This window comes from Mechercharimyces mesophilus (assembly GCF_059818345.1).
In genome coordinates, this window is record NZ_JCBAPH010000001.1 from 1 (window position 1) to 19,666 (window position 19,666).

The 19,666-nt window shown below is 43.3% G+C and carries 25 protein-coding genes; 22 read left to right on the forward strand and 3 right to left on the reverse strand.

Features of this window, described 5'->3' with window-relative positions:
- Positions 1-370 precede the first annotated feature (370 nt).
- A complete protein-coding gene (locus AC6RGY_RS00005; RefSeq protein ID WP_499858584.1) occupies positions 371-583 on the reverse strand; it encodes a DUF6980 family protein in 213 nt (70 codons plus the stop codon).
- A 463-nt stretch (positions 584-1,046) separates the two neighbouring features.
- On the opposite strand from AC6RGY_RS00005, the gene AC6RGY_RS00010 reads away from it, so the two are divergent.
- On the forward strand, positions 1,047-1,574 hold the full coding sequence (locus AC6RGY_RS00010) for a phBC6A51 family helix-turn-helix protein (protein WP_499858588.1): 528 nt from the start codon (positions 1,047-1,049) through the stop codon (positions 1,572-1,574).
- A gap of 401 nt (positions 1,575-1,975) precedes the next feature.
- Here AC6RGY_RS00010 and AC6RGY_RS00015 read toward each other — a convergent pair whose 3' ends face one another.
- Entirely contained in the window at positions 1,976-2,176 is a 201-nt protein-coding gene (locus AC6RGY_RS00015) for a hypothetical protein (protein WP_499858591.1), read from the reverse strand.
- A gap of 190 nt (positions 2,177-2,366) precedes the next feature.
- Here AC6RGY_RS00015 and AC6RGY_RS00020 point away from each other — a divergent pair, with 190 nt between their 5' ends.
- The 7 genes from AC6RGY_RS00020 to AC6RGY_RS00050 all read left to right on the forward strand — a co-directional run bounded on the left by AC6RGY_RS00020 (position 2,367) and on the right by AC6RGY_RS00050 (position 8,907).
- Positions 2,367-4,778, forward strand: a complete 2,412-nt coding sequence (locus tag AC6RGY_RS00020; RefSeq protein ID WP_499858594.1) for an ATP-dependent helicase — start codon at positions 2,367-2,369, stop codon at positions 4,776-4,778.
- Between the two features lie 309 nt (positions 4,779-5,087).
- Positions 5,088-5,378, forward strand: a complete 291-nt coding sequence (locus tag AC6RGY_RS00025) for a hypothetical protein (RefSeq protein WP_499858596.1) — start codon at positions 5,088-5,090, stop codon at positions 5,376-5,378.
- Between the two features lie 65 nt (positions 5,379-5,443).
- Positions 5,444-5,644: a hypothetical protein gene (locus AC6RGY_RS00030; RefSeq protein WP_499858598.1), complete on the forward strand. Its 201-nt coding sequence runs from the start codon at positions 5,444-5,446 to the stop codon at positions 5,642-5,644.
- A 332-nt stretch (positions 5,645-5,976) separates the two neighbouring features.
- Positions 5,977-7,026: a hypothetical protein gene (locus AC6RGY_RS00035; RefSeq protein WP_499858601.1), complete on the forward strand. Its 1,050-nt coding sequence runs from the start codon at positions 5,977-5,979 to the stop codon at positions 7,024-7,026.
- Between the two features lie 167 nt (positions 7,027-7,193).
- The gene (locus tag AC6RGY_RS00040) at positions 7,194-7,589 is read left to right on the forward strand and encodes a hypothetical protein (protein ID WP_499858605.1); all 396 of its coding nucleotides are present in this window, start codon (positions 7,194-7,196) and stop codon (positions 7,587-7,589) included.
- Between the two features lie 195 nt (positions 7,590-7,784).
- Complete coding sequence (locus AC6RGY_RS00045) at positions 7,785-8,432, forward strand: HNH endonuclease (protein WP_499858608.1); 648 nt, start codon at positions 7,785-7,787, stop codon at positions 8,430-8,432.
- 19 nt (positions 8,433-8,451) lie between these two features.
- Positions 8,452-8,907, forward strand: a complete 456-nt coding sequence (locus AC6RGY_RS00050; RefSeq protein ID WP_499858610.1) for an SMI1/KNR4 family protein — start codon at positions 8,452-8,454, stop codon at positions 8,905-8,907.
- Between the two features lie 56 nt (positions 8,908-8,963).
- On the opposite strand, the gene AC6RGY_RS00055 is transcribed toward AC6RGY_RS00050, so the two are convergent.
- Positions 8,964-9,521, reverse strand: coding sequence for a site-specific integrase (locus AC6RGY_RS00055; RefSeq protein ID WP_499858613.1), 558 nt, complete (start codon positions 9,519-9,521; stop codon positions 8,964-8,966).
- Positions 9,522-9,637: 116 nt separating this feature from the next.
- Here AC6RGY_RS00055 and terL point away from each other — a divergent pair, with 116 nt between their 5' ends.
- The 14 genes from terL (at position 9,638) to AC6RGY_RS00125 (ending at position 19,660) form a co-directional block, all read left to right on the forward strand.
- On the forward strand, positions 9,638-11,398 hold the full coding sequence (terL, locus tag AC6RGY_RS00060; protein WP_499858616.1) for a phage terminase large subunit: 1,761 nt from the start codon (positions 9,638-9,640) through the stop codon (positions 11,396-11,398).
- Between the two features lie 17 nt (positions 11,399-11,415).
- Positions 11,416-12,969, forward strand: coding sequence for a phage portal protein (locus tag AC6RGY_RS00065; RefSeq protein WP_499858618.1), 1,554 nt, complete (start codon positions 11,416-11,418; stop codon positions 12,967-12,969).
- Positions 12,969-13,859, forward strand: a complete 891-nt coding sequence (locus tag AC6RGY_RS00070; protein WP_499858622.1) for a phage minor capsid protein — start codon at positions 12,969-12,971, stop codon at positions 13,857-13,859. Before AC6RGY_RS00065 ends, AC6RGY_RS00070 begins: the two co-directional genes overlap by 1 nt.
- Before the next feature lie 92 nt (positions 13,860-13,951).
- Positions 13,952-14,092 (forward strand): hypothetical protein, encoded by a 141-nt coding sequence (locus tag AC6RGY_RS00075; protein WP_499858624.1) that lies wholly within the window; start codon positions 13,952-13,954, stop codon positions 14,090-14,092.
- 420 nt (positions 14,093-14,512) lie between these two features.
- The gene (locus AC6RGY_RS00080; RefSeq protein ID WP_499858627.1) at positions 14,513-15,238 is read left to right on the forward strand and encodes a phage scaffolding protein; all 726 of its coding nucleotides are present in this window, start codon (positions 14,513-14,515) and stop codon (positions 15,236-15,238) included.
- A gap of 49 nt (positions 15,239-15,287) precedes the next feature.
- On the forward strand, positions 15,288-16,397 hold the full coding sequence (locus tag AC6RGY_RS00085; RefSeq protein ID WP_499858630.1) for an SU10 major capsid protein: 1,110 nt from the start codon (positions 15,288-15,290) through the stop codon (positions 16,395-16,397).
- A 10-nt stretch (positions 16,398-16,407) separates the two neighbouring features.
- Positions 16,408-16,764 carry a hypothetical protein gene (locus AC6RGY_RS00090; RefSeq protein WP_499858631.1) on the forward strand — a complete coding sequence of 119 codons (357 nt, stop codon included), beginning with the start codon at positions 16,408-16,410 and terminating at the stop codon, positions 16,762-16,764.
- A gap of 13 nt (positions 16,765-16,777) precedes the next feature.
- Positions 16,778-17,167 (forward strand): hypothetical protein, encoded by a 390-nt coding sequence (locus AC6RGY_RS00095; RefSeq protein ID WP_499858635.1) that lies wholly within the window; start codon positions 16,778-16,780, stop codon positions 17,165-17,167.
- A complete protein-coding gene (locus AC6RGY_RS00100) occupies positions 17,168-17,488 on the forward strand; it encodes a hypothetical protein (protein ID WP_499858638.1) in 321 nt (106 codons plus the stop codon).
- Positions 17,488-17,904 (forward strand): hypothetical protein, encoded by a 417-nt coding sequence (locus tag AC6RGY_RS00105; RefSeq protein ID WP_499858641.1) that lies wholly within the window; start codon positions 17,488-17,490, stop codon positions 17,902-17,904. The genes AC6RGY_RS00100 and AC6RGY_RS00105 overlap by 1 nt, the downstream gene beginning before the upstream one ends.
- A 9-nt stretch (positions 17,905-17,913) precedes the next feature.
- Positions 17,914-18,312, forward strand: coding sequence for a minor capsid protein (locus AC6RGY_RS00110; protein ID WP_499858643.1), 399 nt, complete (start codon positions 17,914-17,916; stop codon positions 18,310-18,312).
- Positions 18,313-18,318: 6 nt separating this feature from the next.
- On the forward strand, positions 18,319-18,855 hold the full coding sequence (locus AC6RGY_RS00115) for a hypothetical protein (protein ID WP_499858645.1): 537 nt from the start codon (positions 18,319-18,321) through the stop codon (positions 18,853-18,855).
- Positions 18,856-18,914: 59 nt separating this feature from the next.
- Positions 18,915-19,340 carry a hypothetical protein gene (locus tag AC6RGY_RS00120; protein ID WP_499858646.1) on the forward strand — a complete coding sequence of 142 codons (426 nt, stop codon included), beginning with the start codon at positions 18,915-18,917 and terminating at the stop codon, positions 19,338-19,340.
- 68 nt (positions 19,341-19,408) lie between these two features.
- The gene (locus tag AC6RGY_RS00125; protein ID WP_499858648.1) at positions 19,409-19,660 is read left to right on the forward strand and encodes a hypothetical protein; all 252 of its coding nucleotides are present in this window, start codon (positions 19,409-19,411) and stop codon (positions 19,658-19,660) included.
- The last annotated feature ends 6 nt before the right edge of the window (positions 19,661-19,666 follow it).

The following is a 19,666-nucleotide window of genomic DNA, read 5'->3' on the forward strand; positions in this document are numbered from 1 at the left end:
CGCAAATTTTTAGCGAAGGGTTATTTATATGATGCGGCTGAAAGAGCATTAGAGATAGGATATCACACATAATTCTCACATGGGTTTCCTTGAGATTAGAGAAAAGGGTTTAATTTTTGCAAATATAAACTTATTTTTACCAATCAAAATTAATTGTTTTACCTTTTTTGCCGATTTACCCTCGATTGTTTTACCTTTTTTGCGCGTTGAATAAAAAGCTGTATCGTAGTCATAGTAAAGGATACAGCCGATATTATCGCTAAAAAGTCCAGATTTGTTCTTTTCTTTATAGTCGTTATGAAACGAAGAAAACGGGAGGGCCATCGCAAACAAAGTGAGTTGACGAAGAGGAGACGGAAACTCGTTCTATTTATGATTTTGATTCAGGGAGTTTTGTTCCGCACCAAGGGCAGAAATAAATAATTACGTATGAAGGACCGCCGTCATGAATGATAATGCCGTATTCATCGGAATTTAGATCGTAATAAATCAAGTTATCTGGACAATCGAAAGGACTTTCGTGTTGGTCACAAACGTAATTAGCATGATAAGTCATGGATTTGCAACAATGTGATTTACTCATGTATACCTCCTAGATTAAATCTCTACTACTATTTATAACACACCTTATTGATATAGGTTTAAAGATAGCACAGTTCATAGCGCATAGATATCGAAATGAACAACGCAATAAACATCTATTACTATTAAATACTATTTATTTACAGTTACTATACCTATATCCTTATTCGCGAGATAAGGAGTGCCAGTAATGTCTCCATAACGCTAATCATAGAGCCATAAATAACGTTATTACTGTCAAGTCCTTACCTGTCCTTGACTGCGAGTAAATAAGACCGAAAGGAAAACGGATAAGGAGGAGTATCCTTTGGTAATTTTATTGCGAAGTCCATTGCGCCAAGTATACAGTTATGACGTTCCTATTAACGCCACAGGCGTATTCAAGTCGTTTAGTCGCGCTGATACGTCCACTGCGTTAGCTAGCGAAGATATCCAACGCATAACAAACGAAAGGAGGCGAAACCATGGCGTTAAAACGTTTAGAAGCGAAGCATTACAAAGCGTTAAGTTATCTCATTCAACCGGATAATGGCGGTTTGTCGCTCTCGGAGATTGCGGAAGAATGCGGAGTAACGAGAAAGACGTTATGGGAATGGCGGAATGATGATACGTTTGATCGCGAATTTAAGAAACAGATGCGAAGGTTAGTCGGAGACAGGGCGCCTGAATTACTGGAAGCCGGAATTATGCAAGCATTATCGGGTAGCGGAAAGCATCTCGAATTAATGCTGAAATCGATAGGCGGTATCCTTACGGATGAAGTCGAGGTAAACCAAAACGTAAATAGCAACGTGTCTCATAACGTAGATGATATTAAGGCGCGGTTGGAACGGTATAAGAAGCGTAAGGGAGACGAAGGGGATGACGATGCAGAAGAAAGTGAAACAGAAACGGAAGTAGGCGAGGAGGAGACGGAAGAAAGCGAAGAAGATAGATATATTCAGGATAAAGACATTGATATCGATGATTTCGAAGACGGAGAATGGGCGTAACGGAGTAATGTCGAGAAGTATCGTATTCATTTCGTAGAGATAGCGCTTTTAATAACGGGGGAGGACGTTGAAATTACGACAGGCGTTACGCTTTTCATTTCGGGGGTGACATATAAATAAGTAGGGATACGGTTGATTGCGTGGGGTATCGCGGTATGAAGAGGTAACGCATGTAACGTTGGACTATCGTATACACCCGCTGTACGCCTTTTATGGACGTCCTCCTCGAAATTTTCCGTATCCCATTCGAATACCTACCGTATATTTACATTTACTATACGCCATTTCATTCATTACGGAGGTCCTATCTAGTATTGGGACATGGGGGTATATTGCGTAGGACATACGGTGTGGAGAGGAGGCGTAGTGCCATACGTACCAACGGTTACAGACGTTATGCACTACGTATATATACGCATGGCTACGAAGTGCATACTGATGATGACGTCATTATACTTCTTATTGGTATACACGAGTGTAGTCGTAGCAAGCGATTTACGGTTTCGTTCAATGTAACAAAACTCTTTTCTGTTACATTCGATATGAGTCGATATGAATAACGATACGTTGATGCAGAGAGAGGAAGAGGTGACAATTCGCATACGTTATGACCCCCCAGGCGGGGGTAGCGAAGAGGTGGCGTCTGGCGTAAGTAGAATCCGCGTAATAAAAATAATGTTCGGAGGGAATCGTTGGTATCCGCTAGGGAGTCGGTGGGGCTACGGTAATCACCAATAAATAAAGGGGAAAGTATCCTTCTCGTAGAAATACGTATTTCGGGAGGGATATTTTGTGAGTATCTTAGATAAAGTCACAGGTGTTGCGAAGTATAAGGAAACCGTTTCTCAATTAGAGTCGGAGATAGAACGTGTATCAAACGATAATTCGATGTTAAAGAAAGATAACAGTCGATTGGAGGAGAAACTGGAGGCGATAACTCGTGATTTGAATAACCAGAACAAGTTAAATAACGAATTAGGTCACGAGGTTAACGATTTGCAGAGTAAAGAATCGAAGTACAAAGAAGACATCGAGCAGTACAGCAGTCATTTCGGGAAGTTACCGAAACAACCGAAGTCTTTCATTATTGATGAATACGATAGAGACAAAAGTTTCTTCGATCATCTTGAGAAGATAAAAGGCAATCCGTTTAATGCGGATCAAGTCGAAGCAATCCGATATAACATGGACAAGAATTTACGTATTATTGCAGGGGCGGGAAGCGGCAAGACGGAAACAATTTGCTCTAAGGCGGTTTATCTGGCAACGATGGAACGAGTGGAAGAATCGCGGATATGTATGATTACTTTCACGCGTAAGGCTAGCGATGAGATGGAGCACCGCGTACATCAATTCTTAGGGACGGATCAAACACAACTACGTATAGGTACGTTTCATAGCGTGTTCATCAAACTATTCCATGAGCTAAAAAACCAATTTCCGGCAGTGAGATCTATTGGGGTACAGGGCGGTGATCCTGACGAGGGAGATAGTAATTACGGAAGAATATTAGGCAGACTAATCACCAAATATAAACTACATGAATTCAATAAGCACGGGGATAAGAAGATAAAAGACCGTATTTCTTACTGGGTTAATATGGGTTATTCTTTGGAAGACATGGTTGGTGCGATAAAGAAGCACTTCGATAATCTACTAGAGGATAGTAAAGGGCAAGAGCCGATTAGCGAGCGATTTAAACTGATGATGGAGGAGTTTAATAAAACGCGTAAAGATGAGGGCATTGTTATTTACGATGATTATATGGTCAATCTTTATGAAGCATTAAACCAGTTTGAATCAGTACGAGATTACGTTAGAAGAAGGTTCGATTACATTTTTATAGATGAATTCCAAGATACGAATCCATTACAGGTGCAAATAGTAAACCTCATAACACCGCCTGAATCAAACGAAGGTGCAAAATTGATTATTGTTGGAGACGATGATCAAAGTATATATGCATTCAGAGGGTCAGATCCTGGTTTTATCAAGGAATTTGATCGAACCCGCGATACCCATACGGTGGAACTGATGATAAATTACCGTTCTTCTCCGAATATCGTGAAAGGTGGTAATCGTGGTATTGCGTATAACAAACACGATAGGATTGAAAAATCGATGAAGCCTTTCCACAAAAAAAATGGTCAGGCTTATACTGTGATTGCGGATAATTCTATCGAGGAAGCTAATTGGGTAGTTGATCAAATTGAGCGTCTGGGGGGAAGAGAGGCGTTTAAATTTGCAGATATTGTGGAGAAACCTAACTATACAAATAGTGTTATTATTTACCGCTCTGTAGGGCAGCTACAAAGAATATATCAGGTTTTAACTCGAAGAAAGGTACCGTTTGTAGTCGAAAAGAACGACGACGTTCTGGGTGTATTTAATATCGCGGAATTTAAGTATGCTTTTGCTTCTTGGAGAAAACTTTTTGAGAAAGAAGAAGATGAAAACAATGCATGGTTGGGTATTCTACAGTACACTGCAATGAAGTATTATGTGAAAAATAATAGAATTAGGGAGTTTAATGCTAGTAATGATGGAGCGGAACCGGCCGTAATGATTAAAAACTTCCTTCGGTTTTTAGAGGGCAATACCTTTAAGAGCAATAATATAGATCCGGTAAGGAATTACTTAAATCTTATTCACAAAGCATATCAGGGAAAAAAGATCTCTATACCTGATTTATTTAACCAGCTAAAACAGTTTCCAAAAGTAAAAAAAGAGTTACCACTAGAGGATCTTGATTGTATTGAAGTAGAATGTAAAGAACATCCTTCTTGGGCTACTTTGATTGCTTACTACACTGAATTAAGAAAAAAGAAAGAGGATATGAAAAAGAACTTAGAATTGTACTATAAGAAACCGTGTGAGTATAATGGAATATATCTACTAACGATCCATAGGGCAAAGGGATTAGCCTTCGATAATGTCTTCGTGGTTGGTTGCTACGATGGAGGGCTACCTGCGGGGCAGGCTGTGCCGCTTGATCAAATTAATCTAGTTGAATGCAGAGAAAAAGCAGCGCCTTCTTCTACTATCGAAGAGGAGCGGAGACTCATGTATGTAGCTGTAACAAGAGCGAGAAAAAATGTCTATGTCACAGCTCCGGCAACGCAGTCTGATAAGCCGTGTCCAAGATCTCCTTTTCTAAAGGAAATTCGGTTCCCGATGAAAAAAGCGAGCGAATGGAGAAGTTGAATAAGCGATACTTGGCATCCCCTTAGAGGGTGCCTTTTCTTTTGTACAAAACGAAAAAGAGACGGAACGCATCCGCCTCTAATCCGTATTCATATCGCGAACCAATCGCTATCCTACGCTTCCTCTACGAAGCCTTACGTTTCCGCCAGAAGACGAATGCGATAATCGCTAATCCGATAACAACCGCAATCAAACCGTAAAACATCATTTGTGGCTCATCTGATGCGGTTTTCAGAAAACACGCATCTCCGCAAGTAATTCATATTTGGTAATATAGCTGGTAAGCAGATATCATAAGGGGGTTTAACATTGGAGAAGCCTATAACGGAGAAAAAGAAGATGATAGAAAAGTTTTACAAAATATCGACACCCATTGTAGCCTTTATTGCGCTCATTATGACGGTTAAGACTGATAATGATATATGGATGATGGCTATGTTTGCGTATATTACTGGGGTGGCAACGATATTGAGCGTTATGGATTTCATAGAGACCAGAAAAGAGAGCGGAAAGTTAAAAATAATGAGTGGCTTATTTACAATCGCTTTTGTCGCAAGTGTTTTTGTTTATTGCATTGTGAATATGCTTTTTCGTTCATGAGTTAGGAGGCATCTCATAGCGGATGCTTTTTTCTTTGTTCATTTATTGCGAAAAGGAGGCGTCAAATGGATAACGCAGCTGAGCCGACAACCTCTCATTTCTCCGAAACAGAAACGAAACGCCTACGTTTGGTAGGCGCTAAGGGTAGGGAGTTGCGCAATCATTACCGAAAGGCAATCGAGAAGTATAACGAAGAGGCTTCGCTTAGGAATTTGAAGCGAATGGAGAAGGCGAGGAGGCGGTATGAGCAATTGAAAAAGAATTAGCAAAAGAACTTAAACTGATGTATAGATAAACTATGGAATTACATTTGACTTATAGTAGTATAAGATGTTAAAGTTACTATTATGTAATAAATTAAACATAATTTTTTATAAGGAGTGGATAAATGATATATAAGGTGCTATATGGAATTGTTTTTATATTCTTTTGGTTCGTTCTCTTTAAGTTGACGAAAGTCCTAATTAACCATTCTCCTTGGTCCCTTCAAGTCGATAATATACTATCAATCGTTGGTTTATTGTTAATAACAATGATTTCTTTTATCCTTACATCGATTATTCTAAAAAATCGAAGTTAAATCAGAAGGGTGTTGTAAATGATAAAAAAAATTGCAGTGTTCGCAGTTATTGCTGTACTTGTAGCCTCAACAACTATTCAATCTAAAGCCGAAGCAGCTAAAGTACCATGGGCTGAAGCAGCTTTCTATATCGTGAAAAAAGCAGGTAATCATTGGTATGAAGTAGATCCGAATACTTCTTATAGTGGATGGGTAGACCAGGTTAATTCAGGATCTATTTACTTTAATCACGGAAACTATGGAGCTCATCTAAAACATACTGTGGATGTAGAGTATAACTTGAAGTATTATAAAATGAATATGGTGGCAAGTACTTCTTTCGTGAATTGGCCAGGAAAAATATCTGTAATTGTTACGGATCCTGGAGGTAAAGATGTGATTTCTAAAACGATAACAGCTAATCAACTCGTTCAACTAGATTCGGGACCGAAGGGTGAGTATGAAGTAAGATTTGTTGAGAATTCAGAGGAAAAATGGGATTGCTACATATCGCTAGAGCATCCATATGTAAAACAACCATTGGAAAGGTCTTCGCAAAAAGAGGATATATTTAATCAGGAAAGACCTGCTCTCCCAAAAGAAGAAGACATTGAAATTGTGGAAAATGAAATAGGAAGCTTTATGTTTGTAAAACCCTCAATTAGTCATAAAGAAGTAGAGAGTCAAGAGAAATTGAAATCCAGAGAGTTTACTAGCAAGGAGAGAACTATTAAAGAGCTAAGTTTTGCGGATTTAGAAAACCAGAGTTTTGATCAAGAGAAAAAAATGTATGTTAGTGATTTTAAAGATTTCAGTATTGGTGATGATGTACATTTTTCTGACGTAATACAGATAATTCACTATGAAAAAAGTGAAAATACTACGTACATCGGGTTTTTAGATAATGATGGAGACGTCATTAAATGGCCGTTTAAAGGTGATTTAACAGATCAGTATGAAGAAGGCTCTACTCTATCTCTTACATTTGAAGTAGAGAGCAGAATGGGTACCTCTTTTGAAACTCTGAACTACTTTAATTATGCTTACGAAAATGATTTTAAAGTTCCTAGTATAGAGCTATATCAATAGGAATTGAGTTATTGACTTTGACCAGCGCTCGCTGGTCTTTTTTTATTGTTGTATTTCTTGACGTTTACTCAAGATAAAAAGTGAATTTATAATGTGATCTGTGGATGAACTTAAGTTTGGAAAGTAAGAATACTCGGTTCTAAATACTAATAAGGTGATGACGGGTAATGAGTAAGCTAAACGAAATCGAAATCAAGGTTAATCTCGAAACTGACGGAGCCAGGGCGAAACTCGCGGAATTTGGTTATGAAATGAAGAAAACGGCGGAGTTAGCGGGAAGAGTGATGGCATTGCTGGAACCGTTGGCCGGTTGTTGCGAGGATGACTACGACGATGAAGACGAAGAGGATTACGTAGGAGGCGTCATACAGCTCTGTGGTAAGGATTCGTTAAATATTGCGTTGTACTACTCATATGAAGAAGCCGTTAAGCATGCGAAATCAATTAATAATAATGTTTTTACGGGTGAAGAGGCTCATGCGCTTAAATTACCGATTGAATGGACGTTTATCGACGGGAGTGGAGCAAGACGGGTTATGGTGGATAGAGAAACACATTCCTAGGCGAGATCTACACCGCCTCTAACGAAAGAAAAATAAGAATAGGCACAAATCATATCAAACGAATACCAAACGCTCTTAAAATCGATTTAATTAGCCGTTTTCTGAAAAACACTTGAAACTCTCTTTCCTACTCTACCAACAAATGCTACAATACTAGTGTTTAAGGTTAGAAAAGGAAAGGGAGGGAATCGGTTATTGGGGAAATACTTACGCAGGTTTCAACGTACTCTATTGAGCCAAAAGGGAGCGACTGCCGGTGGAGTACTTCTCGGAGCATTTGGTGGGAGTCAGTTATTAGGAGCTGTTGACGAGTTTGGACCGATGGCGGGGCAGAAATTGGCGAAGGAAGCGGATGAAGCTACCGTAGCAACGGCAAAGCCAAAGATCGAGACTTACACCAAAACAGAAAACGGTAAGACAAGGCGGTACATGAAATCGACAGATGGGCGTGAGATCAAGCTAAGGAACGGTCATTTAGCTGGACAGACACATCCTAAAACTGGAGTTCCATTTGATAAAAACGGTTTCCCTGATTTTAATGACTGGAAAAAAGGACCGGACATTCATTTGAACGAGGGGTCTTACTTAAAAAGCGACTATATACAGTTTAAAGAGGCTACTAAAATACTAGATGAACAAATAAAGAAAAATCCAGAAATGAAAGACTTATTTACTAAGGATCAACTAGATGCGATAGCAGAACATGAAGACCGGATACCTGATTTAACGTGGCATCATCATCAAGAATCAGGTAAGCTTCAACTAGTTGACGCAAAAGTACATGGTAAAACTAATCATACTGGCGGAAGAGATGTTTGGGGCGGAGGTAGAGAATATAGATAGATTTGAGGAGTGAGACGTTATGAAATGGAAATACACAAAGCCTGTAGATGTAGAAGCAATTTATGAAGTCGAAAAAAAGATTGGGTTTAAGCTACCTCAGGATTACATCGAATGTGTGAAAAAATTTAATGGTGGAAGACCAACCCCCCATGTTTTTGATTTAGGGGCTGTAAAAGGAAAAGTATTTGGAAATTTATTCGACATTAATGATTCAGGTGGTAATTTTTCTGTTTATGAGGCTTACGAAACAACATGTGATGAACACGAACTTCCGACCGAGTTAGTGCCGTTTGCAGATGATCCCTCTGGTGACTTTTTCTGTTTTGATTACAGGTCCTTGGAAAACGGTGAGCCTATAATCGTGCTCTACGATCATGAACGCGAATATGATTCTGAAAACGAAAAGGATAGCCTACGCAAAGTTGCTAATTCTTTATCAGAATTCCTTTCAATGATGTATGACCCCGAAAATTGAATATTAAGCGACTCCCTTCTTGGAGTCGCTTTTTCTACGCAAAAGAAAAACGCCGTCTATAACTCGATTCCGGCGTAAATTTCGTCCATATCGCTTTGTTCAATACCGATATACCGCATCGTCTCGCGCTGACTCGAATGGTTCAGCGCTTTTGTGATGTAAGTTAAATCAACTCCGGATTTGAATCGATGATAAGCGAACGTCTTTCTTAACGTATGCGTACCGACGTTCTCTTTGATGCCAACGTGTTCAGCCGCTTGTTTAAGGATGCGGAGTGCTTGGAAACGGGATATGGGTTTGTTTACGCCTTTTCGTGAAGGAAAGAGGTAGGCGTTACCGCTCATATCGGAAATTAAATAAAGGGAGAGTTCGCGTTTAATTGCGCCATTCACTAAGAATCTTTTCGACTTTTTCGTCTTCTCTTCACGGACGAAAATATATTCGGAGAGGGAGCCGTCTTTGTTTCGTATATCTCCGACTTTGAGACGGAGAATATCGCTAATACGAAGTGCCGAGTTGATTCCGATGACAAAGAGAAGGCGGTCACGGTCGTTTAATTGGCGCTTCATGGCGTTAATCTTCTTCTTTGATTTAATGGGGTGAACGATTTCCATAATATCACTCCATTCAGGTTTTGCTGCATTTATTATATGCGAATAGATCGGAAATAACAACGATCATTTACGAAATATGATCGATAATTTTATCGAAAAGGAAGGAGGAAAAGTCATTGGCGTGGATTGAGTCAGAGAAACGCTGGTTAATTCGCGAGGAAAGGCAAGAAGTCATAGACACTCTAACAGAATTGATCGAAGCCATGGCGGAGAACATCGACGATCTATCGCCAAGTGAATACGAAGAGTTGGACCAACATATGACGGAGTTGGAGCGGTTAGAGCGGATTCATGATTGCGAAGTCAACCTGTACCGCTTTGCGTGGGAGTATTTTTCGCAGGTTGGGAACGAGGATAATCCAGGCAACTGGGACGGATTTGAACTGGAGTCGCATGAGGATGCGCCATGGTTCCATGAAGAAATTTGCGACATTATGAACCACGTGTCAAATGAAGAAATTAACGCTAAAACTTGCGTTGCGGCACCTCGTGGACACGCAAAGTCATCCTTCCTATCGAAAGCTTTTCCGCTTCACGAAATTGTGTTCCGAAAACGCAAGTACATCATCATTATTTCGGAAACGCCGACGGTTGCGATGGGGAATATGGAGTGGTTGGCGCTACAACTCAAACACAACAAGAAACTGCGGGATGACTTCGGTCCACTTCTTTCGCCGAAAAAGCAAGAGAATCCAAGGGATAATAACGAAACCTTCGTCGCATGGACACCGGAAGAGAACGATAGGCAGAACCTGATTGCGAAAGTGGAGTCAACATCAACGGGGCAGGCATTGCGGGGACGTAACTGGAACGGGACACGTCCGGACCTCATTATCTGCGATGACCTTGAGTCGCGAGAGAATACGAATACGGAGGAGCTACGTCGGAAGATGAAAGACTGGTTTTCGCAAGTCGTGATCCCGCTCGGCGATCCAGGAGGAAAACGAACTGCTTACGTTTACATGGGGACGACGGTGCATCACGATTCGCTGTTAGTTCACGTATTGAAAAACCGGAAGGACTTCAAAAAGAAAATATATAGTGCCGTTATCGATTGGCCGGAGCGAATGGACTTGTGGGAGAAGTGCCAAGACATTTACCAAAATCCCGACGCAGAGGATACGGAAGCCTTGGAAAACGCTAAGGCTTTTTATTTTGCGCATGAAGACGAAATGAACAAGCGCGCAAGAGTCGTATGGCCGGAAGTCAAACCGCTATTCGAGTTGTTTCGATTCAAGTGGGACGAAGGGTCGAAAGCGTTCAATACGGAGTTGATGAACAATCCGTTGGACGAGGAATCCATGATCTTTAATCCAGAGAAGTTCACGTATTGGGACGATATTGATCCGAATACGGAGTTTCCTGCGAAACAATACGACATCTTCATGGGGATTGACTTTGCGATGGGAAAACAGAGAGGCGACTATAGCGCCATTGTGACGATAGCCAAAGACCGAAAGACGAAGACTGTTCGAGTCGTAGACGCATGGGGCGATAAGGTCCATCCTGACGTGTTTATGAAGATCATCGTAGACAAGGTGATGAAGTATCAACCACATAAAATCGCAGCAGAGGCGCAGGCGGCACAAGAGTTCTTTACGCACAAGCTCAAGGAAGCACTACGTAAAGAAGGGTATCCGGCAAATACACGAGTCAAGGAGATTAAACAGCGAACACGGAAGGAATTGCGGATTGAAGCGATGCTTCCGGATATCGAGAGTGGCCGTTTGCAGTTTAACCGCGGTCATCGAATGCTATTATGGCAATTCGAAGCATTTCCCCAAGACCACGATGATCTCCCAGATGCTTTGGCAATGGCATGGGATCTAGGGAAGGCATCGAAGGCACAGATCGTAAACAAACCTGCGTGGATGTAAAGAGAGGAGGCGAAAGAATGGCGAAGTTATTTGACGTTGGCAACCAGTTTCCCGATCCAGCGTCCCTACCTCGTCTAGCGAAATACAAACGGGGACAAAAAATATTCGAAGGGAAGCTCGAAGAGATCCGCGAAAGGGCATTGGAAATATACAATACGAAGGATCGAGCGGAGCAATTCGACCAACTTACGAAGCTCATGATTGCGGTGAATCTTCCGGATATCTTGTTGACGAAACCAATGGACTTGATGGTTGGTGAACCACCGTCATACGAGACAGGGAAACCGGATGATTCTACAGAACAGAAAGCGTTAGCGCGGATTGTCGAGGATAACGGAACCAACAAGATGATTCACGGACTAGGTGTAGGCATGGGATATCGAGGAGATGGATTCTTAAAGGTTCGATACGGTTACCGCGAGGACTATAGCGAAACACCTAGCGGAAAGCCGCCGGATGGAGCAGTCAAGGAACCGATTATCGAACCAACTGATCCGGCATATACCTTTCCGGAGATATCGGAGAACAATCGGTTGAAGTTCAAGGCGATAAATATTGCGTTCGTAGAGTGGATCGATAACGGTAAGGAAGAGGAGCCGTATCTAGTCGTTGAACGCCACGTTCCAGGCTATATCTTCAACGAAAGGTTCCGATTAGCTAATAAACGAGTGGATATCGTCGACGATGTACCAATTCAGGTGTTCGATATTGAAGAGCAGATTGGCGAAACCGAAGTAACCGAAACAGGAGTACCACGAATGTTAGTTTTCCACGTCCCTTACAAAACGACGGATGACCGTTGGGATGGGATTAGCGGGGTCGAGAAGGTGGAATCCGTTTTACAAGCGATAAACGAACGACTTGTTCAAATCGATTGGATTCTTTGGAAACACTCTGATCCGACGATGTACGGCCCAGATCTCGAAGATAACGCGACAACAAGCCCGACAGGTGGGCGATATATCCAAGTTGGTAAAGAGGAAGCAACGCCAGGCGTAATTACGTGGGATTCGCAGCTAGAAGGCGCATTCAAGGAACTCGATTACCTTCTAGGCATCGTCTATCAGATGGCGGAGACTCCGCAATGGTTGTTTGGTACGGTTATCGCGGATCGCGGGACGGACGGCGGAACAGGGACTTCGCATACCGATGGGGCGGCAATCCATGCGAGATTCATGCCGATTCTGTCCAAAGTGAAGCGTATCAGAATGCATATTGACGAAGCAATCCGTGATGCACTATGGACTTCGATGGAACTCGAAAACGTGGCGAATGAAGGTGTGGACGGATTTGAGTCGTATGAACCGATTTACCCTTCGATTAACTGGAAAGACGGTATTCCGGAGAATAAGAAAGAGCTTGCTGAAATTGCGCAGATAAGAACAGGAGAGAAGCCGACATGGGATCAGCAGACGGCAATTAAGGTTCAGGACGAAGTGGACGACATGAAGGCGAAAGAGATTTTGCGAAGGATTAAAGAAGATGAGAAGAACGCGTTTGGTACAGTGGATTCGTCAGTGTTCCATCAAGAAGAGAACCCAGTCGAAGGTGACGAGGATGGCGATGCCTAATGCGCCAGATACCGCCACCCGACTACGAACATGACGTCGAAGAGTTGATGTCGCTGTACAGATGGGCAATCGGAGAAATCGTTGATGAGCTGGAGAATTTCATAGGGACGAAATATCAACGTGCCAATCGACTAGCGATGTTAAAGAGTATATCCGACACCCTTACGGAGCTGGATAGTCAAGCGAAAGCATGGGTTGAGAAGCGGATACCTAAAGCCGTAAAAGACGGAGTAGCATACGCCATATACGAGCTTGGCGCAGCGGATAATCTAAGAGATGCAGAGAATATCGTTGAGTTTAATCGCGCAAACAAAGAGCTAATAAAAGTGGCGGTGGCAGATACGCAAAAAGATGTACTCGCGGTTTCTGAAAACATCAGTCACAGAGTACAATTCAATGTCCGAAAAATCACGTCAATGGTTATTAAATCGAATACCGCGCAAGACATTACCGGAACGAAGACGATAAAGCGGGAAATCCTCAAAAAGATGAGGAAGCGAATTGGCGAGGCAGTTGATACGGGGATCATCGATGCAGCAGGACGGAGATGGAAACCGGAGACATACGTTGAAGTTCTTGCACGAACCAAGATGATGAATCTGCATAACGAAGGCAAGACGAATGAGGCGTTAGGTCGAGGAGCCTATCTTGGAATTATTTCGAGCCATGCGGCCAAGGACGCCTGTCGATGGCACGAATCTAGGATCGTGAAGTTATCCTCATCAGCGCCAGGCACTTATCCGACTGTCGAAGAGTTGCGTGCTACAGGTCAGATATTCCATCAGTGGTGGCTTTGTGTGGCGACACACATCGAAAACCGCTTAAATTCAGGGAAACCTACGTCGAAGGATACGGCAACCCTGAGCGAAACCCGTTCACGCTATGCGTAATCACAAAGAAGGCGGGGACGTGCAGAGACTATAATAGCGGGACCTCTCGAAGGTCATGGGATAGTCCGTGCCGCGGGAAACCGTTGGATAACATGCCGAACTGTAAGCACACGGTTACAACTCTGATGAGTACGGATTACTTGCCGAAAGAGGTGAAGCAGAAGGCGGAAAGACAAGCGGAACGAGGAAATAAGGCGGTAGCGACGGGTAAGAGAAACCCGGGAAATATTTAAAGTGAGAAGGACGGAGAATTGAAATGGATAAATTGACTATGATAAAATTAGAAAGGAGTAATAGTGAATTTTGGAGGAATCCATAGCGGTTATTCCATTTTGAAAAGTTGGTGTTGAATGTGAATCCGTTGCTACTCCTTATTGAATCTATACTGATTTTTGCTGTTACAGCTATTTATATGTTTGTGTATCTAGTGAAATTGAAGAAAAATACGCAGAAAGATAGAGGGTATCGGATAATATTTTCAGGAATCTATTTACTGTTAGCTATTCCATTGATCTTGTCTGCGTTTTAAAAGAGCTGTATGGCGTCCTTAAGAAGGGCGTCTTTTTATTTTGTCCTGGCGGAAGACGGTAAAAGCCGCAATATATCGCGGCGTTGCGCGTAAAACTCGAACATAAAAATGGAGGTTAATTGATATGAAGAATACACGAAAATTACCGATGAACCTACAGATGTTTGCGGAGCCAGAAGGACATTCTCCGGCGAAAACCTCGCCTGCGGAGGCGCCAAATACCGAAGACAATCCGCCGTCGGAAGGAAAGAAAGAGGAGAAGACGATTCCCTATGATCGATTCAAGGAGGTGAACGATAGCCTTAAGGAATTTAAGAGCGTTTTTAAGGAGCTAGGAATAGATGACGTTGGGAAACTGAAAGGAATTTTGGGTGAACATGACAAACTATCGAAGGAGAAGCAAAAGCTAGAGCGCGAAAAACTTTCGGAACAGGAGCGATTGCAGAAGGATCTTTCAGACGCTCAAAAAGAAAAAGAGCAGTTCGAAAAGCAACTAGCGGAGTTGACCGAATCTAATCGTCAGCAACGGATTCAAAACGAATTCATCAAAACGGCTCAAAAGCATAACGTTGCCTACATCGAAGACGCATATAAGCTCGCTGACCTTTCTAACGTGGAAATAGGTGATGAGGGTGTAAGCGGTGTAGAGGATGTAATCAAATCACTAGTCGAAAACAAACCGTACCTAGTCGGAGAGAAAAAGCAACCGAAGGAAATTGGCAGTCCATCGAATCCGCCTTCAAATGGAGATGCAAAGACACTGAAAGCACAACTGGACGAAGCGAAGAAGGAAGGGAACTTTACGAAGGTTATCGAGATATCCAACAAAATTAAAGGATTACTTAAGTAGTCGACCGAAAAGGCGGCTATTTTTAATTTCAAAAACGGAGGTAAGGTAAATGCAAAAATCGTATGACTTTCAAGATCAGGTACGTCAGCTAGACGCTGGTATCGAAATGATCATCAATGACGCTCCGACGTTATTAGGACTAGTAGGGATGAACGGCGAGGCGATTCACAATACGAAGTACGAATGGATGAGCGACCGTTTGAACTCGAATCTATCGAGTGTAAACGGAGCCAAGACGGCAAGCGATACGACCATCGATTTGCCTGCGACAGACGGTGAAAAATTCCGTGTGAACGCGATAATCGTCGCTGGCGAGGAATATATGCGGGTGACTGCGGTGAACGGCGATCAAATTACGGTAGCACGTGGATTCGATGGTACGACGGCGGCAGACTTAGCAGATGGGGCGGAATTGCGGATCGTATCTCGTCCACAATATGAAGGCGAAAATCCTGGCACTGACGAAAGTCACGACCGTTATGTCGACTATAATTACGCACAGATTATTGAGCGTTATGCCGCTGTTTCTAAGACACAACAAGCCGTGCGGACGCATAACGTTTCTAATGAATTGAACTATCAAGTTGAGCTTCGATTACAGGAAGCAACGCGTGAGTTTAACGATTGGTTGATTTATGGACGTCGCATGAATACGTCAGGCATTCCGCGTACAACTGGCGGTTTACTCTATTTCGCGAATGCCAATGGCGCGAAAAAAGAAAATGCGAGTGGCGGAGAGTTGTCTGCGTCTTTATTGAATGGCGTCATGGAAGCCGTTTACCAACGAGGAGGTAGTGTAAATACGATTCTTACCAATACGGCAGGAGCGCGTCAAATTTCTAAATTAGCAGGCGATAGCATTCGGACAGAACGCCAAGACACAGCGACAGGGCATCGAATTTCTACGTTTGTCTCCGACATTGTCGGCGGGAACGTAGCGACGGTGGTCGTAGATCCGAACTTCCCAAAAAATAAAGTGGCGCTATTTGACCGAAATATATTGTCTATGCACCCACTTCGCCCAATGTACGATGAAGATGCTACGACTCCAGGCGCTGACTACGTTTCTCGTCAGATTCGCGGGGAGTATGGCATCAAAGTGAAGAATGCAAACGAGAAGATCGCGATTATCGAGAACATTAGCACGACGGTATCGTAGGAGGGATCGTATGGCGAAATATAAAGCACACCCAAATTACAGCGTCCTTGGCAATAAGGAACGCATTCAATTTGATTATCTCGGTGACTATGAAACGGAAAAGAAAGAAGAAGTAGAATTACTCGATGCGCTTTGTCCTACGTGGATGAAGCGCATTGATGTTCCTAAATCACAAACGGAACCCATCGAAAAAGCAGAACCATCCGAATCAGCGCCAAATCAAACGGAACAGGAAACGGTAGAACCAATCGGAGATTCCGAGCCGTCGGAAACGCCGAAAGAAAACGAAGAGAAACCGGAAGAAAAGAAAGAAGAGAAATCGAAGTCCACGAAAAAGAAAACTTCAAAGCGTTCCTCCGCTAAGTAGGGAGGTGCGCTAAATGGCGACAACAGTAAGCCTGACGGATGCGAAAATGTATTTCAACGAAGAAGTTCTGCACTCTGATGCGTGGGACGAAGTTTCGGACGAGAAACGTCAGAAGGCGCTCAACAACGCCGAACGCGTTCTCTATCGCTACTACTCGTCTTCATACGACATCGATGACGAAGACAACCGAATGCCTGTCGAAGCTGTCTACGAGCAGGCACTATGGATGCTCCGGAAAGATGATGCCATTCAAAAGGCGGAACTAGGTGTTCTTCAAGTATCGGTTGAAGGCGTCTCCGTTTTGACGAAAGGCGCAGGCACTGACGATATCGCGCCAGAAGCCAAGAAGATTATCGCACATGATTCTGGAGCTTCACACCGTGCCACTTGGACGGTGATATAAATGCCACTGGTTCCGCTCAAACAAACCGTCACCATCACGAAAAGTTCTGGAGAACTTGACGAATGGGGAAATCCGATACCTGCCGATCCCATCGAGTATGCCTGTCGCGTCAAGGAAGGTTCAGAAGTCGTCACTGATTCGCGGGGAGACGAAGTTGTCGCCTCGCTGACGGTACTTTTGAATGGACTCGTTGATGTCCGGTATGGTGACGATATTTCATACGAGAATGAACTCGGAATAGCGACTGAAGGATCGCCGAAGCGAATCGATATCATTCGGGATTTCGGTGGGAAGCCTTTGTTTACGAGGGTGAGGCTATAATGGCGAAGGTAGAATTCGATGCATCGGATTTCTTTGCGAAGACTGCGCTTATTCCAGCGAAGATTGAAGTAGCGGGAAAGACGGCAGTTCAAGCGTCAGTCGACGACTTGGAACGGATCTCTGTTAACATCGCACCGATCGATACGGGTCAGTTGAGACGTAGTTCGCAGAAAAAGGTCGAGTCGAAAGGAGATGTAATTTCGGGCGAGGTGTCGTTTTCGGCGTCAGAGCGAGGATTTAACTACGCTCTTTGGACGCATGAATACGATTATAATCTCGGCCCACAATCGTCTTCCGCAGGTGGTACTGACGGATACTCTGCGGGAAATAAATACCTTTCGCGCCCGCTTTACGGAGAGCAAAACAAATACGCAAAGTGGTGGAAGGAAGCGATGGAACGCGCATTGAGTCTATAACGAAGGGAGGTGACGGAGATACGTACACTCGAATTAATCACTTGGATTCGTAGTCGAGTCTCCTACGTATACTATCCGAATCGCTTTCCGGAGAATTCGATAGACGATTGCGTGATAGTCCGGATTTACCCAGGCGAAGGTACAGACGAATGGACGGGGAAACGAGTTCCACATTTTCAGATACTAGTCAGAGGGGCGGAGACGGACGCAGGAGGCGTAGAAGCAAAGGCTTACGAGATATTCGAATCTCTCGTCAATCAAAAGCATGTCGATATAGGGAGCGATCACATCGTACAAATCATCGCGATGGGTTCGGTTCCTTTTTTCATTGGCGTGGATGAGAACAGTAGACCAATTTACTCAATGAACTTTCGAGCGATAGTGAAACCGAAATTAGTGAGGGAGTGAAAATGAATGTCTGTAAACACGATTGATGTTCCGGTGGGTCCAGCTATTGTTGAATATGGCTCCATGACACCTACCGTCTATGATATTACGAAGGGTGGCATTGTATTTTCGGTTGAGACGAGTGTGCATGACATCACCGTCGATCAATACGGAGATACCCCAGTTAAGTCCATTTCAAAAGGACGTGCCGCGCAGGTGAAGGTTCCGTTTGCGGAATATGATTTAAGTCGTCTAGCACAGGTCATGCCGGATTCTGAGTTGGTGACGGATGCAACGGATACAGAAAAGAAAAAGCTTATCGTGAAAGCGAACGCTGGCTTCAATATGATGGAATTGGCGGATAAACTCGTGATTAAACCGACTGATCCGAGTTCTACACCGAACGACTACATTACGATTCCATTAGCCGCTCCTATGGCGGATATTGAAGCGACATTCGACAGTGATAATGTTCGGATTTACAACGTGACTTTTAAGGCCTACGTAGACAAAGATAACGATAATCAACTTTTTATACTTGGTGATGAGTCAGCGACAGCATAAAGAATTTAACGATCGGCGGGCGAAAGCTCGCCTTTTAATTTGAACGGAGAGGTGATTGGATGTTCGATTTATTTGCGAAGCTGAAAGAGCGTGAGGTTGATAGAGCGAAAAGTGCTATGACACTATCGGATGTCTGCGTGTTAGGCGAAAAGGAAGTCCGAGTAACGAAGGTCACAGCGAAGAAGTTCAAAGAGATTATCCGTGTTGTTGAACGCCTTCCTGGGTTATTAATGCAAGTCATCCGAGCGCCGGAACACGAGATACATGCGCACCTAGTGGCTGCTATTGAACTTGCGCTCGATGAAGTAATCGCGGTGAGTTCGATTTTAAGCGGTGTAGATGAGGACTACTTAACTGAAAATGCCGGATTAGACGAACTAATTAACTACTTTATTGCCGTGGAAAACCGCAACAATCTTTCCCGCACAGTAAAAAACGTAATGAGCCTTCTGCCGAAAGCAGCTCCGAAGAAAAGCGAACAGTAGACGATTGGCTCATCGAGATTGCGGTAGAGCTTGGTGTTAGCCAGCACGTCATCGAGACGGAGTTCTATATGATCGATTTGCCAAAAGTCTTGGAAGCCAAGCGCAGGCAGAAGGCAAGAACGGCTATGGAAGTTGCGATGTTGGGGATGCTTCCTCACTTGAAGAACGAGGATCGGAAGCGATTTATAACGGAGATGGAACGACAGTCCGGATTGAAAAAGGAGATCGATACAGCGAATAGTCGATTCAATAGAGAGAAGATGGACGCTCTTCACGTTCTATACGGTCAGCTTCGGGGAAAGCGAGGTGAGAGGAAATAGCGAATG